Origin of the sequence: Nocardioides aurantiacus (assembly GCF_003752505.1) — a bacterium.
Lineage (GTDB): Bacteria > Actinomycetota > Actinomycetes > Propionibacteriales > Nocardioidaceae > Marmoricola > Marmoricola aurantiacus.
Genome location: NZ_RKHO01000001.1, coordinates 2,472,274 through 2,490,573, shown reverse-complemented (window position 1 = coordinate 2,490,573; position 18,300 = coordinate 2,472,274). Strand labels below are relative to the sequence as shown.

Annotated in this window: 17 protein-coding genes; 15 read left to right on the top strand and 2 right to left on the bottom strand. The window is 74.0% G+C overall.

Annotation, left to right across the window (positions count from 1 at the left end; translation table 11 throughout):
• The first annotated feature begins 47 nt into the window (after window positions 1-47).
• The 14 genes from EDD33_RS11925 (at window position 48) to EDD33_RS11860 (ending at window position 16,384) form a co-directional block, all read left to right on the top strand.
• Window positions 48-407 (top strand): DUF3499 domain-containing protein, encoded by a 360-nt coding sequence (locus EDD33_RS11925; RefSeq protein WP_123391091.1) that lies wholly within the window; start codon window positions 48-50, stop codon window positions 405-407.
• 17 nt (window positions 408-424) lie between these two features.
• The gene (locus tag EDD33_RS11920; RefSeq protein ID WP_123391089.1) at window positions 425-1,798 is read left to right on the top strand and encodes a phosphomannomutase/phosphoglucomutase; all 1,374 of its coding nucleotides are present in this window, start codon (window positions 425-427) and stop codon (window positions 1,796-1,798) included.
• Window positions 1,795-1,965: a Trm112 family protein gene (locus tag EDD33_RS11915; protein ID WP_200936360.1), complete on the top strand. Its 171-nt coding sequence runs from the start codon at window positions 1,795-1,797 to the stop codon at window positions 1,963-1,965. The genes EDD33_RS11920 and EDD33_RS11915 overlap by 4 nt, the downstream gene beginning before the upstream one ends.
• Window positions 1,966-1,973: 8 nt before the next feature.
• Window positions 1,974-2,996 (top strand): SIS domain-containing protein, encoded by a 1,023-nt coding sequence (locus EDD33_RS11910; protein ID WP_123391087.1) that lies wholly within the window; start codon window positions 1,974-1,976, stop codon window positions 2,994-2,996.
• 190 nt (window positions 2,997-3,186) lie between these two features.
• On the top strand, window positions 3,187-4,617 hold the full coding sequence (gene ahcY / locus EDD33_RS11905; protein ID WP_123391085.1) for an adenosylhomocysteinase: 1,431 nt from the start codon (window positions 3,187-3,189) through the stop codon (window positions 4,615-4,617).
• 26 nt (window positions 4,618-4,643) lie between these two features.
• Window positions 4,644-5,351 carry an MtrAB system response regulator MtrA gene (mtrA, locus tag EDD33_RS11900; RefSeq protein ID WP_123393361.1) on the top strand — a complete coding sequence of 236 codons (708 nt, stop codon included), beginning with the start codon at window positions 4,644-4,646 and terminating at the stop codon, window positions 5,349-5,351.
• Window positions 5,326-7,002 (top strand): MtrAB system histidine kinase MtrB, encoded by a 1,677-nt coding sequence (gene mtrB / locus EDD33_RS11895; protein WP_123391083.1) that lies wholly within the window; start codon window positions 5,326-5,328, stop codon window positions 7,000-7,002. Before mtrA ends, mtrB begins: the two co-directional genes overlap by 26 nt.
• Complete coding sequence (locus tag EDD33_RS11890) at window positions 6,999-8,744, top strand: LpqB family beta-propeller domain-containing protein (protein WP_123391081.1); 1,746 nt, start codon at window positions 6,999-7,001, stop codon at window positions 8,742-8,744. The genes mtrB and EDD33_RS11890 overlap by 4 nt, the downstream gene beginning before the upstream one ends.
• Before the next feature lie 65 nt (window positions 8,745-8,809).
• Entirely contained in the window at window positions 8,810-9,523 is a 714-nt protein-coding gene (locus EDD33_RS11885) for a ComF family protein (RefSeq protein ID WP_246003486.1), read from the top strand.
• A 199-nt stretch (window positions 9,524-9,722) separates the two neighbouring features.
• Window positions 9,723-10,340, top strand: a complete 618-nt coding sequence (hpf, locus tag EDD33_RS11880; RefSeq protein ID WP_123391079.1) for a ribosome hibernation-promoting factor, HPF/YfiA family — start codon at window positions 9,723-9,725, stop codon at window positions 10,338-10,340.
• A 73-nt stretch (window positions 10,341-10,413) separates the two neighbouring features.
• A complete protein-coding gene (locus EDD33_RS11875) occupies window positions 10,414-11,115 on the top strand; it encodes a response regulator (protein ID WP_123391077.1) in 702 nt (233 codons plus the stop codon).
• Window positions 11,112-12,332, top strand: a complete 1,221-nt coding sequence (locus tag EDD33_RS11870) for a winged helix-turn-helix domain-containing protein (protein ID WP_246003485.1) — start codon at window positions 11,112-11,114, stop codon at window positions 12,330-12,332. Before EDD33_RS11875 ends, EDD33_RS11870 begins: the two co-directional genes overlap by 4 nt.
• Before the next feature lie 115 nt (window positions 12,333-12,447).
• A complete protein-coding gene (gene secA, locus EDD33_RS11865; RefSeq protein ID WP_123391075.1) occupies window positions 12,448-15,246 on the top strand; it encodes a preprotein translocase subunit SecA in 2,799 nt (932 codons plus the stop codon).
• Between the two features lie 43 nt (window positions 15,247-15,289).
• A complete protein-coding gene (locus EDD33_RS11860) occupies window positions 15,290-16,384 on the top strand; it encodes a DUF418 domain-containing protein (RefSeq protein WP_123391073.1) in 1,095 nt (364 codons plus the stop codon).
• Between the two features lie 31 nt (window positions 16,385-16,415).
• Here the strand turns inward: EDD33_RS11860 and EDD33_RS11855 are convergent, their stop codons facing one another.
• Both EDD33_RS11855 and EDD33_RS11850 read right to left on the bottom strand, forming a co-directional pair.
• A complete protein-coding gene (locus EDD33_RS11855; protein ID WP_148077067.1) occupies window positions 16,416-16,934 on the bottom strand; it encodes an Rv3235 family protein in 519 nt (172 codons plus the stop codon).
• Complete coding sequence (locus EDD33_RS11850) at window positions 16,931-17,563, bottom strand: LysM peptidoglycan-binding domain-containing protein (protein WP_123391069.1); 633 nt, start codon at window positions 17,561-17,563, stop codon at window positions 16,931-16,933. The genes EDD33_RS11855 and EDD33_RS11850 overlap by 4 nt, the downstream gene beginning before the upstream one ends.
• Window positions 17,564-17,734: 171 nt before the next feature.
• On the opposite strand from EDD33_RS11850, the gene EDD33_RS11845 reads away from it, so the two are divergent.
• Entirely contained in the window at window positions 17,735-18,292 is a 558-nt protein-coding gene (locus EDD33_RS11845) for a hypothetical protein (RefSeq protein WP_148077066.1), read from the top strand.
• Window positions 18,293-18,300 lie beyond the last annotated feature (8 nt).

Sequence of the window (18,300 nt, the reverse complement as noted above, 5' to 3'; positions counted from 1 at the left end):
CGCGAGCCTAAGGGCCGCGGCTGCGCCCAGCCGGTAGCGTCGCGGCCGTGGCCCTCCTCCGTCGTTGTTCGCGCACCGCGTGCGGCCGCCCCGCCACGACCACGCTCACCTACGTGTACGCCGACCAGACGGCCGTCGTCGGGCCGCTGGCCACCCACGCCGAGCCGCACGCCTACGACCTGTGCGACCTCCACAGCGAGCGGCTCTCCGCCCCGCGCGGCTGGGAGGTGATGCGGCTGGCGGTCGACGACCGCTCCGGCCCCACCTCCGACGACCTGCTCGCGCTCGCCGACGCGGTCCGGGAGGCGGCCCAGCCCCGCCCCGCCGCGCCGCCGGTCGCCCCGCCGGTCGGCACCCGCGACGGCGTCCGCCGCGGGCACCTGCGCTCGCTGCGCTCCGACGCCTGAGGCCTAGGCTGCGGGGCATGTCCCCGAGCAGCACCCGTGACCCCGCCAACCTCGCCGCGGTCTTCAAGGCCTACGACGTGCGCGGTCTGGTCCCCGAGCAGGTCGACGAGGAGCTCGCCGAGGCCGTGGGCAACGCCTTCGTCGCGGTCCTCGGCGCCGACGCCGTGGTCGTCGGGCACGACATGCGCGACTCCTCGCCCGGCATGGCCCGGGCCTTCGCCCGCGGTGCCGCGACCGCCGGCGCGGACGTCACCCTGATCGGGCTCGCCAGCACCGACCAGCTCTACTTCGCCTCGGGGCACCTGGGTCGTCCGGGCGCGATGTTCACCGCCAGCCACAACCCCGCGGCGTACAACGGGATCAAGCTGTGCCGCGCCGAGGCCGCGCCCGTGGGTCGCGAGACCGGGCTCGTCGAGATCGAGCAGCGGGTGGCGGCGGGGGAGACCCTCGAGGCCACGACGGCGGGCACCGTCGACGAGCAGGACCTCCTCACGGCGTACGCCGACCACCTGCTCTCGCTCGCGCCGGTGACCGGCCGCCGGCTGCGGGTCGCGGTCGACGCGGGCAGCGGGATGGCCGGCCACACCGCGCCGGCCGTGCTCGGCCGCCTCGACGTGGAGGTGCTGCCGCTCTACTTCGAGCTCGACGGCACCTTCCCCCACCACGAGGCCAACCCGATCGAGCCGGCGAACCTCCGCGACCTGCAGGCGGCCGTGCGCGAGCAGGGCGCCGACGTCGGCCTGGCCTTCGACGGCGACGCCGACCGCTGTTTCCTGGTCGACGAGCGCGGCGAGCTGGTCAGCCCGAGCACCCTCACGGCGCTGATCGCGGCCCGCGAGCTGGCCAAGGAGCCGGGCGCGAGCATCATCCACAACCTGATCACCTCGCGCGCCGTGCCCGAGATCGTCGAGGAGCTGGGCGGCACCCCGGTCCGCACCCGCGTGGGTCACTCCTACATCAAGGCCGAGATGGCCCGCACCGGTGCGATCTTCGGCGGCGAGCACTCCGGGCACTTCTACTTCCGCGACTTCTGGCGCGCCGACTCCGGGATGCTGGCGGCGCTGCACGCGCTGGCCGCACTGGCCGAGACCGAGGCGCCGCTCTCGGAGGTGCTGGCGCCCTGGGCGCGCCACGTGGCGAGCGGCGAGATCAACTCGACCGTGCACGACCAGGACGCCGTCGTCGCCGAGGTGGAGGCGGCCTGGGGCGGCGGCGAGGGCGTCGAGCTCGACCGCCTCGACGGCCTGACCGTGCTGCACCCCGACTGGTGGTTCAATGTGCGCGCGTCCAACACCGAGCCGCTGCTGCGGCTCAACGCCGAGGGGCGCGACCAGACCACGATGGAGCGGGTGCGTGACGACGTGCTCGCGTTGATCAGGAGATCCCGATGAACCTCGACCCCCGACTCCTCGACGTGGTCGTCTGCCCGGCGTGCCGTTCCTCGCTGGCCGCCGACGAGGCGGCGGAGGAGCTGGTCTGCGCGGGCTGCGGGCGTGCCTACCCCGTCCGCGACGACATCCCCGTGCTCCTGGTCGACGAGGCCCGCGTCCCCTCCTGAGGCCTGCGATGACCTTCGACGACGGACTGCTCGACGACGCGACCGCGCTCGCCCGCGCCGACGCCCGGCTGCGCCACCTGGCCGAGAGCGGCTCGCGGGTGCGCCGCGAGGCGGTGGCGGCGGCCGAGGTGCTGGCGGCGGCCGTGGAGCGGCTCGGCGAGAGCCGGCCGCGCGCCGTGGTGGCCGCGGGCCCCGACTCCCGGCTGCTGCGCGCGGTGCTGGAGCCGGTCTGCCCGGTCCCGTTCGTGGCCTGGCCCGGGCCCGGGCTCCCCGGCTGGGCGGGGGGCCTGGACCTCGTCGTCGTGCTCGCTCCCGTGGGCGACGACGTGGCGACCGCGGGCGCGGTGGCCGAGGCCGTGCGCCGGGGGTGCCAGCTCGTCGTGGCCGCACCGGAGGGGTCGCTCGTCGCCGAGCACGCCGCCGGCCGCTACACCTCGCTGCTGCCCACCCAGAGCGGCGACCAGCTCGCCGTGGCGGTGGCCGTCCTCGACCTGCTCGACCGGGTGCACCTCGGCCCCCGCACCGACCCCGACGTCGTCGCCGACGCGCTCGACGAGGTCGCCGTGGTGTGCAGCCCCCACCGTGACCTGGCCACCAACCCGGCCAAGATCCTGGCCATCGGCATCGCCGACTCCGACCCGCTCCTGTGGGGCGGCACCGTGCTCGCCGCCCGTGCGGGCCGCCGCGTGGCCGAGTCCGTACGCCGCGCCACCGGCCGCACCGCGCTGGCCGCCGACGCCGAGCAGCTGCTCGCCGTGCTCGAGGCCACCGCCCCGGCCGACGTGTTCGCCGACCCCTTCGCCGACCCCGGCGCCGAGCTGCGCCCGGCCCTGGTGCTGCTCGACGACGGCTCGGACGAGGAGGCGGTCACCGTCACCCGCGACCGCCTCGCCACCGCCGCGCGGGACCACGGCGTCCGCGTCGAGACCATCACCTCCGCGGCCGACGGCGAGGTCGCCCGCTACGCCGCGATGCTCTCGGTCGGCACCTACGCCGCGGCCTATCTCAGCCTGGGGATGGGCCGGGGCTGACCGCCGCCGCGCGGCCCCACCAGGGGTGCGGCGCGTTGGGGCCGCGGGGCCGGTCGACTACGATGGGCACGCGCCTTTCGCACGAGATCGTGGTCTGACGCATCGGTGGGCCCGCCGCCAGCACGACGCGGGCGGTCACCCGTGCGCCCACCCCTGCCGCAACCTCTCTCCTGACTGACAAGGACCCCGCATGGACTACAAGGTCGCTGACCTCTCGCTGGCCGACTACGGCCGCACCGAGATCACCCTCGCCGAGCACGAGATGCCCGGCCTGATGGCGATGCGCGAGCGCTACGGCGCCGACAAGCCCCTCGCCGGTGCGCGCATCGCCGGCTCGCTGCACATGACCATTCAGACCGCCGTGCTCATCGAGACGCTGGTCGACCTGGGTGCCGAGGTCCGCTGGGCCTCCTGCAACATCTTCTCCACCCAGGACCACGCGGCCGCCGCGGTCGTCGTGGGTCGCGACGGCACCCCCGAGGCCCCCCAGGGCGTCCCGGTCTTCGCCTGGAAGGGCGAGACCCTCGAGGAGTACTGGGAGTGCACCCAGCAGATCCTCGACTGGGGCCAGTCCGAGCCGCCGAACATGATCCTCGACGACGGTGGCGACGCCACCCTGCTGCTGCACCTCGGCGTCCAGGCCGAGAAGACCGGCACCGCGCCCGACCCGGCCACCGCCGGCAGCAACGAGCAGCGGATCATCTTCGAGGTCCTCGGTGCCCAGCTCGCGAAGGACAAGGAGCACTGGACCCCGATCGCGAACTCGGTCAAGGGCGTCACCGAGGAGACCACCACCGGCGTGCACCGTCTCTACGAGATGATGCGTGACGGCAAGCTGCTCTTCCCGGCGATCAACGTCAACGACTCGGTCACCAAGTCCAAGTTCGACAACAAGTACGGCTGCCGCCACTCGCTCATCGACGGCATCAACCGCGCCACCGACGTCCTCATCGGCGGCAAGGTCGCCGTCGTCGCGGGCTACGGCGACGTGGGCAAGGGGTCCGCGGAGTCGCTGCGCGGCCAGGGCGCCCGGGTCATCGTCACCGAGATCGACCCGATCTGCGCGCTCCAGGCGGCGATGGACGGCTACCAGGTCGACACCCTCGACAACGCCCTCCCGGTCGCCGACATCATCGTCACCGCCACCGGCAACCGCGACGTGGTCACCCTCGACCAGATGCGCAAGATGAAGCACAACGCGATCGTGGCCAACATCGGTCACTTCGACAACGAGATCGACATGGCCGGCCTCGAGGCGCCGGGCGTGGCGGAGCGCAAGACCGTCAAGCCCCAGGTCGACCTGTGGACGTTCCCCGAGGGCAACGCGATCATCGTCCTGTCCGAGGGCCGCCTGATGAACCTCGGCAACGCCACCGGTCACCCGTCGTTCGTGATGTCGAACTCCTTCACCAACCAGGTGCTGGCGCAGATCGAGATCTTCACCAAGACCGAGGACTACCCCGTGGGCGTCTACGTGCTCCCCAAGCACCTCGACGAGGAGGTCGCGCGGCTCCACCTCGGTGCGCTGGGCGTCAACCTCACCACGCTGACCGACGACCAGGCCGCCTACCTGGGCATCCCGGCCGAGGGGCCCTACAAGTCCGACCAGTACCGCTACTGAGCGGCCCGGGAGTGGCGCAGCACGAGATGGTCGAGCGGCCGCGGGTCCTCGTCGTCGACGACGACGCGGCACTCGCGGAGATGCTCACCCTCGTGCTGCGCACCGAGGGGTTCGCCAGCCAGGTCGTCGCCCGTGGTGACGAGGCGCTGGCGGCCTTCCGGAGCTTCCGGCCCGACGTGGTGCTGCTCGACCTGATGCTCCCGGGCAAGGACGGCGTCGACGTCTGCCGGGAGATCCGGGCGGAGTCCGGCGTCCCGATCGTGATGCTCACCGCCCGCAGCGACACCGTCGACGTGGTCGTCGGCCTCGAGTCCGGGGCCGACGACTACGTCGCCAAGCCGTTCAAGCCCAAGGAGCTCGTCGCCCGCATCCGGGCGCGCGTGCGCCGCTTCGAGGTGCCAGCGCCCGAGGAGCTGCAGATCGGCGACCTGCAGGTCGACGTCGTCGGCCACGAGGTCACCCGCGACGGCCGGCCCATCGCGCTGACGCCGCTGGAGTTCGACCTGCTGGTGTGCCTGGCCCAGAACCCGCGCAAGGTCTTCACCCGCGAGGTACTGCTGGAGCAGGTGTGGGGCTACCGCCACGCCGCCGACACCCGCCTGGTCAACGTCCACGTGCAGCGGTTGCGCGCCAAGATCGAGAACGACCCCGAGAACCCCACCATCGTCGTCACCGTCCGGGGAGTCGGCTACAAGGCGGGCGTGACCGATGACCCGGTCGACGACGAGGCGTGAGCTGCCGCTCGCCGCGGTGAGGCGCCTGCCGCGCGCCGCCCTGGGCTTCTGGCGGCGCTCGCTGCGCACCCGCGTGGTGACCGCGATCGTGGTCCTCTGCGCCCTCGTGGTCGGCTCGGTCGGCTGGATGGTCACCCGACAGATCGCCGACGGACTGGTCAGCAGTCGCGTCGACGGCTCGTTGGCCGAGGCCCGCACCGAGACCGCCATCGTGCGCGAGCGGCTCGGTCCGGCGGGCAGCAACGACTTCGACCCCGAGACCCAGCTCCGGCTGCTGGTGGAGACCCTGGTCGCCCGCGGCGACGCCAAGGGCTTCGAGGTGGTGGTGCAGGGCCCGGTCGGCGACGGCGCCAGTCCCTCGGGGGTGCGGACCACGCCCCAGGTCGACGCCGCGAGCGTGCCCGCGTCGCTGCGTCGCACCGTCGAGGACGGCGAGAAGGGCCTGGCCTGGACCTACACCCGGATCCGGTACGCCGCCCCCGACTCCGGCTCGGGCACGCCGGCCTCCCAGCCGGGCGTCGCCGTGGGATCCACGGTCGTGCTGCCCGCCGACGGCGGCAGCTACGCGCTCTACTACCTGTTCCCGATGGGGGAGGAGCAGCAGACCCTGGCGCTGCTGCGCCAGGTGCTGCTCGTCGCCGGGCTGGTGCTGCTGCTGCTCGTCGCGGGGGTCGCACTGCTGGTCACCCGTCAGGTGATCACCCCGGTCCGGCTGGCCCGCCGGGTCGCGGAGCGGATCGCCTCGGGCCGGCTGGAGGAGCGGATGCAGGTCACCGGGGAGGACGACATCGCCCGGCTGGCCACCTCGTTCAACCAGATGGCCGAGGCGCTGCAGTCCCAGATCCGCAAGCTGGTCGAGCTCTCGCGGGTGCAGCGCACCTTCGTCTCCGACGTCAGCCACGAGCTGCGCACGCCGCTCACCACGGTGCGGATGGCGGGCGACGTGCTCCACGACGCCCGCGAGGGGTTCGACCCGGTCGCGGCCCGGGCCGCGGAGCTGCTGCAGGCCGAGCTCGACCGGTTCGAGAACCTGCTGGCCGACCTGCTCGAGATCAGCCGCTTCGACGCCGGGGCGGCCGTCCTCGACCTCGAGGACGCCAACCTCGGCGACGTCGCGCGCCGTGTCGTGGCCGCGACCGCGCCGATGGCGGCGGCGCGCGAGGTGCGGGTGCAGGTGCTCGACGACGGCGTCTTCATGGCCGAGTCCGACGTACGCCGGGTCGAGCGGATCGTGCGCAACCTGGTCACCAACGCCATCGACCACGCCGACCCGTCCGGGGTGGTGGTCCGGCTCGCCAGCGACGAGGAGACCACCGCGCTGACCGTGCGCGACCACGGGGTCGGCCTCCAGCCCGGCCAGTCGGGCATGGTCTTCAACCGGTTCTGGCGCGCCGACCCGGCCCGGGCCCGCACCACCGGCGGCACCGGCCTGGGCCTGGCGATCGCGCTCGAGGACGCCCGGCTCCACGGAGGCTGGCTGCAGGCGTGGGGCACGCCAGGCGGGGGCGCGCAGTTCCGGCTGACGCTGCCGCGCCGGGCCGGCGAGCCGGTGACCCACAGCCCGTTGCCGCTGGTGCCCGACGACCTGCGGGTCGCCGCGCGCCGGGTGCCCCAGCCGGCGACGACCCCGCCCGGCGGGGGAGCGGCGTGAGGACGGCGCACGGCCGCCGCCCGGTCGTGGCGCTGCTGCTCGCACTGGCCCTGTGTGCCGGGTGCGCCAGCCTGCCCGAGAGCGGACCGGTGCGCCGCGAGGCCGCCGCCGGCGCCGACGAGGCCCCCAGCGCGCCCTACTTCAACCCCCCGGGCCCGGCCGAGGACGGCTCGCCCGCCGCCATCGCCTCGGGCTTCCTGGTCGCGATGCAGGCCAACCCGCTCAGCACCAAGGTGGCGCGCGAGTTCCTGACCGACCGTGCGGCGCGCACCTGGCGGCCCAACCGGGGCACCCTGGTCTACGAGGCGTTCACCGTCACCCCCAGCGGGTCGCAGGCCACCGTCCGGCTGGCCGACGTGCGTCGGCTGGACGCCCGCGGCGGCTGGCGAGGAGACGCGCCCGGTCGCGTCCAGGAGCTGACGCTGGACCTCGAGTACGAGGAGGGCCAGTGGCGCGTGGAGGACCCGCCCGACGCCCTGGTCGTGCCGGCCTCCTTCTTCGACCGGACCTTCGAACGCCGCACGCTCTACTTCTTCGACCCCACCGGGCGCACCCTGCTGCCCGACCCGGTGTTCATCCCGCGGGGCGGGCAGTCGGCCACCAACCTGGTCCGCGGGCTGCTGGCCGGGCCCGGCCCGGCCCTGGCCCAGGTGACGCGGTCGGCCTTCCCCCGCGGCACCGGTCTCGACCTGTCGGTGGTGGTGACCGAGAGCGGCGTGGCGGAGGTGCCGCTGACCCGCGAGCTGCTGCGGGCCTCGCCTGCCGACCTCGAGCGCGCCGCCGACCAGCTGGCCTGGACGCTGCGCCAGGTGCCGGACGTCGCCCGGGTGCGGATGGTCGTGGGGGGCGCCGCGGTGCCGTTGCCGCGGGGCGTCATCGACGTGCCCGTCTCCAGCGCGCAGGACCTCGACGCCGCGGGCGACACCCCCGCGGTGCTCTACGGCCTGCGCGGCGGCCGCGTGGTGGCCTTCGACGGCGGCGCGGCCGAGCCCGTGGGCGGTCCGCTGGGCCGCACCGGCTTCGAGACCCGCAGCCTCGCGGTCAGCGCCGCCGCCGGCCGGGTGGCGGCGGTCTCCGCCGACGGCACGACCCTGTTCGAGGCACCGCTCGACCAGCCCAGCGAGGGCGAGGGCGTCCGACAGGTCGCCACCGGCACCGGCCTGCTCCGGCCCTCCTACGACCTGTTCGGCGGGCTGTGGTTGGTCGACCGGACCTCGGCCGGGGCGCGGGTCCGGCTGGTGCAGGACGGTGTCGCGCGCGAGCTGCGCGTACGCGGCGTCACCGGCGAGTCGGTCACCGCCGCGGCCGTGTCCCACGACGGGACCCGGCTGGCCGTGGCCCTCGGCGGCCGCGCCGTCGCGCGGGTCCGGGTGGTCGACGTGCTGCGCACCGACGAGGGACAGGTCACCGGCACCGGTCGGTCCCGGTCGCTCGTGGTCGCGGGCGAGGCCGCCCAGGCCGTCGACGTCGGCTGGCGCGACCCCGCGACCCTGGCCGTGCTCAGCAGCACCGGGGCCGAGACCAGTCGCGTCGACTACGTCTCCGCCGACGGGTCGCCGGTCGCCCCCGGCCTGGTCGAGCCGAGCCTGTTCCGCGACGACGCCACCGCGCTGGTGGTCTCGCCGCAGGCCGACGTCCCGCTGCGCCTGGTGACCGCCGACGAGCGCCTGTTCACCCTGGCCGCGGGCGGCAGCTGGCCGCGCACGGCCTCGGACCTGGTCGCGGCGACGTACTCCCCCTGAGGGCGGCGTCCACAGGCACGCCCGCGGCGCTGGCCCGGGCCGCCCACGGCGGTGACGCTGGGGGCGTGCGCGACACGTGGCTGGACCTGGTGCACGGGGGCTGCTGCGTGGGCTGCGGCCGCGCCGGCCGGTCGCTGTGCCGTGACTGCGCGGCCACGCTCCCGGCCCGGGGCCGACCGGCCCGGCCGACGCCCTGCCCGGCGGGCCTGGTCGCCTGCTCCACCGCGGGGGAGTACGACGGCCTGCTGCGCGCCATGGTGCTCGCCCACAAGGAGCACGCGGTGCTCGCGCTCGCCGCCCCGCTCGGCGGCTGCCTGGCCGCAGCCGTCGAGCCGTTCCTCGACGCGGGTCCCGGTGCGCCGGTCCGGACCCTGCTGGTGCCCGTCCCCAGCCCGAGGGCCGTGGTCCGCGGCCGCGGGCACGACCCGGTGCTGCGGCTGGCCCGGCGCGCGGCCGGTCGGCTGCGACGCGGACCCGCGGGCGGGGCGGTCGTGGTGGCCCCGCTGCTGACCACCCGGCTGCCGGTGGCCGACCAGGCGGGCCTGGACTCCGGCGCCCGGCGTCGCAACCGCGAGGGCACGCTCGCGGTCCGGCCGCGGTCGCGGGCGGCGCTGGCGCGTGCCGGGGTGCCGGTCCGCGTGCTCGTCGTCGACGACGTGCTGACCACGGGGGCGACCGTCCGGGAGGCGCAGCGCGCGCTGGAGGTGAGCGGGGTCCCCGTGGCGGGTGTCGCCACGGTGGCCGCCACCCGCCGCCGGCTGCTCGGACGCGCCGAGTAGCACCAACGTGCCCTACCGGTCTGCCCGCCGGGGGACTAGCGTCTCCACATGGAGCCCCGGAGCACCGTCCGCGTCGTCGGAGCGGTCCGCCCGGGGTTCCTGCCCGTCCGGTGTCCAAGGACGGGAGTCAACGGGTAACCGACTCATTTCAGGCGCGCGTCGTCGAGAGGCGGGGCGCGTCCGGGGACAGGAGGTACAGGTGGATGTCGTCGTCAGCGCCCGTCACTGCGAGGTGACGGACCGGTTCCGCGAGCACGTCGAGGACAAGCTCGGACGTCTGGAGAAGCACGACCACCGCATCATCCGCGTGGACGTGACCGTCGACAAGGAGCCCCGGCCCCGGGATCCCGAACGGGCGGTGCGCGTGGAGCTCACCGCCCGCTCCAAGGGCCCCATCGTGCGGGCCGAGGCCGCGGCCGAGGACAAGATGGCGGCCCTCGACCTCGCGCTGGACAAGATGGCCTCCCAGATGCGCCGCGCCGCGGACCGCCGCAAGGTGCACCGCGGCCACGCCACCCCCGAGTCGCTGCGCTCGGCCATGGCCCGCAGCCTGCCCGCGGAGCAGGCGGGCGAGGTCGACGAGGACGCCGTGGTGGAGCGCAAGGTCGGACCGATGACGGTGACCGGCGACGGGCCGCTGGTGGTGCGCGAGAAGACCCACCCGGCCTCGCCGATGACCCTGGACCAGGCGCTCTACGAGATGGAGCTCGTGGGCCACGACTTCTACCTGTTCGTCGACAAGGAGTCCGAGCAGCCGTCGGTGGTCTACCGCCGCCGCGGCTACGACTACGGCGTGATCGCGCTGCAGCTGAGCTGACCCTTCCGACCGTCCCGGGGCAGGGGCACCGACTCGTGCCCCGGGACGGCGGCGCTCTGCCATAGTGGCGCCCATGGACGACGACGACTCGGGTTCGGGTCCTGCAGGTGCCGACGGCGCAGAGCCGATCCGCGTGGTGGTGGTCGACGACCAGGAGCTGTTCCGTCGCGGCCTGACCATGCTGCTGGGCGTCGAGCCCGGCCTGGAGGTGGTCGGCGAGGCCGGGGACGGCATCGCGGCCACCGACGTCGTGGTGGCGACGGTGCCCGACGTGGTGCTGCTCGACGTACGCATGCCCAAGCGCTCGGGCCTGCAGGCCTGCATGAAGATCAAGGAGCTCGTGCCGAGCGTCAAGATCATCATGCTCACCGTCAGCGACGAGGAGGGCGACCTCTACGAGTCGGTCAAGAACGGCGCGTCCGGCTACCTGCTCAAGGACTCCTCCATCGACGAGGTCGCCCAGGCGGTCCGCGTGGTGGCCGAAGGGCAGTCGCTGATCAGTCCGTCGATGGCGGTCAAGCTGATCGACGAGTTCAAGGAGATGTCGCGCGCCGAGCGCGAGCAGGTGCCGACGCCGCGGCTGACCGAGCGCGAGCTCGAGGTGCTGCGGCTCGTCGCCCGGGGCCTGAACAACCGCGACGCCGCGCGCGAGCTGTTCATCAGCGAGAACACCGTGAAGAACCACGTGCGCAACATCTTGGAGAAGCTCCAGCTGCACTCGCGCATGGAGGCGGTCATGTACGCCGTGCGCACCAAGCTGCTCGACATCCCGTGACGGACGAGACCGCCCTCTCCGCGGCCCAGGCGCGGCGGGTGGCCCTGGTCGCGCAGGGCTTCCGCGACCCGGTCCACCAGCCGCCCACGATGCGCACCTTCGGTCGCACCCTGGAGCGCACCGGCGTGCTCCAGGTGGACTCCGTCAACGTCCTCCAGCGCGCCCACTACCTCCCGCTCTACTCACGGATGGGTCCCTACGACCCGGACCTGCTCCGCCGGGCCTCGGAGCAGCGGCCCCGGCGGATGGTGGAGTACTGGGCCCACGTGCAGGCCTTCATGCCGGTCGACCTGTGGCCGGTGATGCAGCACCGGATGGCGGGGTTCCGCACCAACCCGCGGTGGGGCGGCTGGCTGGCCACCAACCCCGGCCTGGTCGACCGGGTGCGCGAGGACGTCGCCGCCCGCGGGCCGAGCACGGCCCGCGACCTCGACGACGGGGCGCCGCGCAGCACGGAGCACTGGGGCTGGAACTGGTCGGAGGCGCGCAAGGCGCTCGACTGGCTCTACCTGGTCGGCGAGCTGGCCATCGCCGGGCGCACGCCGTCGTTCGAGTGCGTCTACGACGTGCCCGAGCGGGTGCTGCCCGCGGCGGTCCTCGCCGTCCCCACGCCGAGCCCCGAGGACGCCACGCGCGAGCTCGTGCGGCGCGCGGCCCGCAGCCACGGCGTCGCCACGGTGCGCTGCCTGTCCGACTACTACCGCCTCCAGGCCAGCATGGGCGGGCCCGGCCAGGCGGCGACCCAGCGGGCGGTGGCCGAGCTCGTCGAGTCGGGCGAGCTGCTCCCGGCCCGGGTGGAGGGCTGGGCGCGGCCGGCGTACCTCCACCGCGACGCCGTGCTGCCGCGGCGCGTCCACGTGCGGTCGCTGGTCAGCCCGTTCGACCCGCTGGTCTGGGAGCGCGAGCGCACCGAGCGGCTCTTCGACTTCCACTACCGCATCGAGATCTACGTGCCGCAGCACCTGCGGCGCCACGGCTACTACGTGCTCCCGTTCGTGCTGGGCGACCGGATCGTCGGTCGGGTCGACCTCAAGGCCGACCGACCCGGCGGGCGGCTGCTCGTGCAGGCGGCGTACGCCGAGCCGGGTGCCCCGCCCGACACCGCCCCGGAGCTGGCCGCCGAGCTGCGCCGGATGGCCGACTGGCTGGGCCTGGCCGACGTCGTGGTGCGCGACCGCGGCGACCTCGAGCCCGCGCTGGCCGCCGTCGTGCGCTGAGACCCCACGCCGAGTCCCCGGTCTCGAAACTCCGGAGGGGCCCCGGCCGTTACGATGGCTGACGGGTTGCGGGGCACAGCCGTGCCCGTTCCCTCCCCGTTCCCCTCCCTAGGAGATGTCCAGCGTGTCGCTCTTCGACAAGGTCCTGCGCATCGGCGAAGGCAAGATCGTGCGCCAGCTCGAGGCCATCGCCAAGGCCGTCAACGCCATCGAGGACGACTTCGTCGCGATGACCGACGACGAGCTGCGCGGCATGACGGCCGAGTTCAAGGAGCGCCTGGAGAAGGGCGAGACCCTCGACGACCTGATGCCCGAGGCGTTCGCGACCGTCCGCGAGGCGGCCAAGCGGGTGCTGGGCCAGCGCCACTTCGACGTGCAGCTCATGGGCGGCGCCGCGCTCCACCTCGGCAACATCGCCGAGATGAAGACCGGTGAGGGCAAGACCCTGGTCTCCACGCTCCCGGCCTACCTCAACGCGCTGGCCGGCAAGGGCGTGCACGTCGTCACCGTCAACGACTACCTCGCCCGCTACCACGCGGAGTGGATGGGCCGCGTCCACCACTTCCTGGGCCTCACCACCGGGGTCATCACCCCCGACATGCGGCCCGACGAGCGTCGCGAGGCCTACCTGTGCGACATCACCTACGCCACCAACAACGAGCTCGGCTTCGACTACCTCCGCGACAACATGGCCACCTCGCTGGACAGCTGCGTCCAGCGCGCGCCGTTCTTCGCCGTCGTCGACGAGGTCGACTCGATCCTCATCGACGAGGCGCGGACGCCGCTGATCATCTCCGGCCCCACGCAGGACGAGGTGCACTGGTACGCCGAGTTCGCCAAGATCTCGCGGCGGCTCACCCTCGACACCGACTACGAGGTCGACGAGAAGAAGCGGACCATCTCGATCCTCGGCCCGGGCATCACCAAGGTCGAGGACTACCTCGGCATCGAGAACCTCTACGAGTCGGCCAACACCCCGCTGATCTCGTTCCTCAACAACTCCATCAAGGCCAAGGAGCTGTTCCGCAACGACAAGGAGTACGTCGTCCTCAACGACGAGGTCCTCATCGTCGACGAGCACACCGGCCGCATCCTGTCGGGGCGCCGCTACAACGACGGCCTCCACCAGGCGATCGAGGCCAAGGAGGGCGTGACCGTCCGCGAGGAGTACCAGACCCTCGCCACCATCACGCTGCAGAACTACTTCCGGCTCTACGAGAAGCTCGCGGGCATGACCGGCACGGCCATGACCGAGGCCTCGGAGTTCGACAAGATCTACAAGCTCGGCGTGGTGCCGATCCGGACCAACAAGCCGATGGCCCGCGTCGACCAGAAGGACCTCGTCTACCGCACCGAGGACGCCAAGTTCGCGGCCGTGGTCGAGGACATCGCCGAGCGCCACGAGAAGGGCCAGCCGATCCTGGTCGGCACCACCTCGGTCGAGAAGTCCGAGCGGCTCGCCCGCGACCTGAAGTCGCGCGGCGTGCCCCACACGGTGCTCAACGCCAAGCAGCACGCCGACGAGGCCAAGGTCGTCGCGATGGCCGGCCACAAGGGTGCGGTCACGGTCGCCACCAACATGGCCGGTCGAGGCACCGACATCATGCTCGGCGGCTCGGTGGAGTTCCTGGCCGACCAGGAGCTGCGCCAGCGCGGCCTGGACCCGGTCGAGGACGCCGAGGACTACGAGGCCGCCTGGCCCGAGACGCACCAGCGGATCACCGAGCAGGTCAAGAACGAGCACGACGAGGTCAAGGAGCTCGGCGGCCTCTACGTGCTGGGCACCGAGCGCCACGAGTCGCGCCGCATCGACAACCAGCTGCGCGGTCGTTCCGGCCGTCAGGGCGACCCGGGGGAGTCGCGGTTCTACCTCTCCCTCGGCGACGACCTGATGCGGCTGTTCAAGTCCGACTGGGTCGAGCGCGTGCTGCTCGCGCTCAAGGTGCCCGACGACGTGCCGATCGAGAACAAGTCGGTGACCAAGTCGATCGCGTCGGCCCAGGGCCAGGTCGAGTCGCAGAACTTCGAGTCCCGCAAGAACGTCCTCAAGTACGACGACGTGATGAGCCGCCAGCGCGAGGTCATCTACGGCGAGCGCCGCGCGGTGCTCGAGGGCGCCGACCTGTCCGACCACGTGCGCGGGATGGTCGACGAGGTCGTCGAGACCTACGTCCGTGCCGCCACCGAGGGCTTCCCGGAGGAGTGGGACCTCGACGCGCTGTGGACCGCGCTGCAGACCATCTACCCGGTCGGCCTCAAGGTCGCCGAGCTCGAGCGCGAGGCCGGCGGTCGCGACGGCCTCGACCGCGAGACCCTCGTCTCGGACCTGCAGGCCGACGCCCGCAAGGCCTACGAGGCCCGCGAGGCCACGGTCGGCTCGGAGAACATGCGCGAGCTGGAGCGGCAGGTGCTGCTCTCGGTGCTGGACCGCAAGTGGCGCGAGCACCTCTACGAGATGGACTACTTGCGCGAGGGCATCGGGCTGCGCGCCTACTCCCAGCGTGACCCGCTGGTGGAGTACCAGCGCGAGGGCTTCGACATGTTCAACGCGATGAAGGAGGGGATCCGCGAGGAGACCGTCGGCTTCGTGTTCAACCTCGAGGTCCAGGTCGAGGAGCCCGAGGTCGACGAGCTCGCCACCGAGGACGCCGAGGGCGCGCCGCGTCCCGCCGAGGCCGCCCCGCACCTGCGCGCCAAGGGGCTGGGCGAGCCGCAGCAGCCGGCCAACCTCACCTACTCCGCCCCGACCGAGGACGGCGAGGTCGAGGTGCACTCCGAGGCCAGCGGCGTCGAGGACGCCTACGCCGGGATCAGCCGCAACGCCGAGTGCCCCTGCGGCTCGGGCAAGAAGTACAAGAAGTGCCACGGTGCCCCCGGCGGTCCCACCGGCCTGACGGCGCGCCACAACGGCTGACCGGCTCGGCGGGGACGACGGACACGGCGGGGCGGCCCGACGGGTGGCGACCGCAGGGGCCGGCGCGCCCGCGGTGACCGGGGGGCGGCTGGTCGGACCCGACGTGGTCCGAGCGGTCGCCCTGGTCGGCGTGGTGGTGATGAACTACTACGGCTACCTCGTCCTGGCGGGCTCCCCGCGGGAGCCCGGCACGCCGGGGGAGGTGTTCGACCCGGCCACCGGGCCGCTGGCGACGCGGTTCGCCGCGACGTTCGTCCTGGTGGCGGGGGTGGGGGCGACCCTGATGACGCGCAGTGCCGAGGGTGCCGAGCTGCGCCGTCGGCGGGTGGTGCTGCTGCGGCGGGGACTGGCGCTGTTCGTGGTCGGCTGGCTGGTCGACCTCGCCTGGGAGGGGACGATCCTGCCCTACTACGGCGCGATGTTCGCCGTGGCCGCACTGCTGGTCGTGCTGTCCTCGCGCGGTCTGGTGGTCGTCGGTGCCCTCGCGGCGCTCGCGGCGGCGGGGCTCTCGTCGTGGTCCCTGGAGCGGCGCCTGGACGGGGGCTCGGTGGTCTGGCTCACCGACCCGCCGCACTGGACGCCGCAGGGACTGCTCCTCGACACGGTCGTCAACGGCACCCACCCGCTGCTGCCGTGGCTGGCGTTCTTCTGCGCGGGGGTGCTGCTGGGACGGGCGCTGTCCCGGCCCGGGTGGCGACCGACCACGGTCGGGCTGGGACTCGTGCTGCTGGGCGGCGCGACGGCCGTGTCCAAGCTCGCCGCGACCGGCTCGTTGCGGCTCGAGCTCGCGACCAGCGCGGTGCCCTCGACCCGCAGCCTCGTCTACACCGCCGGTGCGCTCGGCTCGGCGCTGCTGGCCTTCGCCCTGGTGTCGTGGCTGGCCGAGCGGGCACCCCGCAGCCCGGTGGTCGACGTGCTGCGGCGGGCGGGCGCGATGTCGCTGACGATCTACCTCGCGCACATCGTGGTCTTCCGGCTGCTCGTCGACGGTCTCGGCGTGGTGCCGCTGACCGGGCTGGCGCCGGCCCTGCTGCTGGCGGCCGGCTTCTGGCTGGTGGCCGTCGTCGCCGCGTGGTGGTGGCACCGGCGCTTCGGGATCGGGCCCGCCGAGGCGGCGTACCGCTGGATCGGGGGCTGAGCCCGCCCCGGGCTGAGAGGACTCAGGGGGCTCAGCCGAACTCCAGGGCGGTGCAGCACCAGCGGCCCTCGCGCTGCACGAGGCGGGCCGCGACGGCACGTGAGCGATCGCCCCGGCGGACGTGGATGCTGAGCTCGACGGCTCCGGGCGCGGGGCAGCTGAGGTGGACGCTGCGGACCTGGCTGCGCAGCCGGCGCACCCGTCGGTCGCCCGGGACGGTGCGGTTCATCAGCGCGGACCGACGCTGCAGGTCGGCGTAGACCTCCGGGCTGGTCCAGCGCAGCAGCTGGCTCGGCCCCCGGTCGCCGCCCACGACCTCCACGACGGCGGCGGCGAAGCGTTGGGCGAAGGCGTCGAGCTCGGCCCGGCCCCCGGGCAGCAGCGCCAACGGGCTCGGGAGGCCACGGTCGTCGGACGGGGTCCCGCCGCCGCGGCCCAGGTCGAGCGCGAGGGTGCCCTGGACACTGGCCACCGGGACGCGGCGGCGGGGCGGCCGGCCGGGACCTGCGTGGGCACGGTGCGGCGCGGTGGGGACGGTCGTGGGACTCATGGTGCCTCCGTGGGTGGTGGTGGGGTCGGGAGCGTGGTGGCCGGGAAGCGGAGCTGCTGCCCGGGTCGCAGGAGGTCGGGGTCGGGGCCCACGACGGCGAGGTTGCGTCGGTGCAGCCGCTCGACGAGGGCGGCGACCTGCGGGACCTCCGCGCCGGGTCCGAGACGGTCGGAGGCGAGGCCCCACAGCGAGTCGCCGGGTCGCACCACGACGCCCGCGTCGCGCTCGGCGCCGGCTGCCGCCGCGGGACGGGGTGCCGGGTGGGGCGCCGGGTGGGTCCCCTGACGCGGGAGGGAGGGGGCCGTGCCCATGTCGGTGGGTCGCGTCGGGACGGGGAGGGTGCCGCTGCCGGGACGCGGACCGTCCGTGGCGCCGGTGGCGCCGGTGGCTGCGTGGGCCGAGCCCGGGACGACCACGGCGAGGCCGGCCACCGCCAGCAGCAGGGGGCGGGCGCGGCGGGGGCAGCCGACCCAGTGCAGCGCCGGCAGCCGCCCGTGGCTGGCCCGCTCGAGCAGCGCGGCCAGGACCAGGGCCGCGCCCCAGAGCAGCGTCGCGACCAGGACCCAGGTCGCCGCCGTCTCGAGGAGGGCGTCGAAGGCGGGTCCGTCGCGGTAGGAGGTGCTGGTCACGTCTCGATGCTTTCGTTTGCTTGCGTTTGCCTCAGACAACGTCCAGGATCGTCGGGTGTCAACCACGCGTCCACAGCCTGAGCCGGCCGGTTTGGCCCCGCACCCCGCCGGGCATCTGCCCTGCGTGGATCGGGCCACGCGACCGGCGGGGCCCCGGACGGGGGACGAGCGATGAGCTGGGAAGCAGCACTGCTGGACGTGTTCGAGGACCTCGAGCAGCAGGCTGCGGGGCTGCGGCTGGTCGACCGTGACGCGGAGGTCGCCGACCTCGCCGCAGCCGCCTACACCGAGGTCGCGCTGGCCGAGCGTGCGCACGCCTCCCGCGGTGCGCTGCTGGTGGTGCGGTCGGTCGGTGGGCTCGTGCTCACCGGCACGCTGGTGCGCAGCGGGACCGACTGGCTCCTGGTGGAGGCCGCCGGCACGTCGTGGCTGGTGCCGCTCGTGGGCGTCGTCTCGGTCTCGGGCCTCTCACCCCGCGCGGACGACACGCAGAGCTGGTCGGTGGTCGACCGGCTGCCGTTCCGGGCGCTGGTGCGCCGGACGGCCGAGTCCGACCCCCGCTGCCGGCTCCACCTCGCCGACGGCTCGTCGACGACCGGGGCGGTGCTCCGGGTCGGGAGCGACTTCCTCGAGCTCGTGGCCGGTGACCCGGCCCCCGGTGAGCGGGCCCGCACCGCGACGGTGCTGGTGCCCCTCGGCGCGGTCGCCGCCCTGCGGGGCGGGTCGTGATCCTCGGA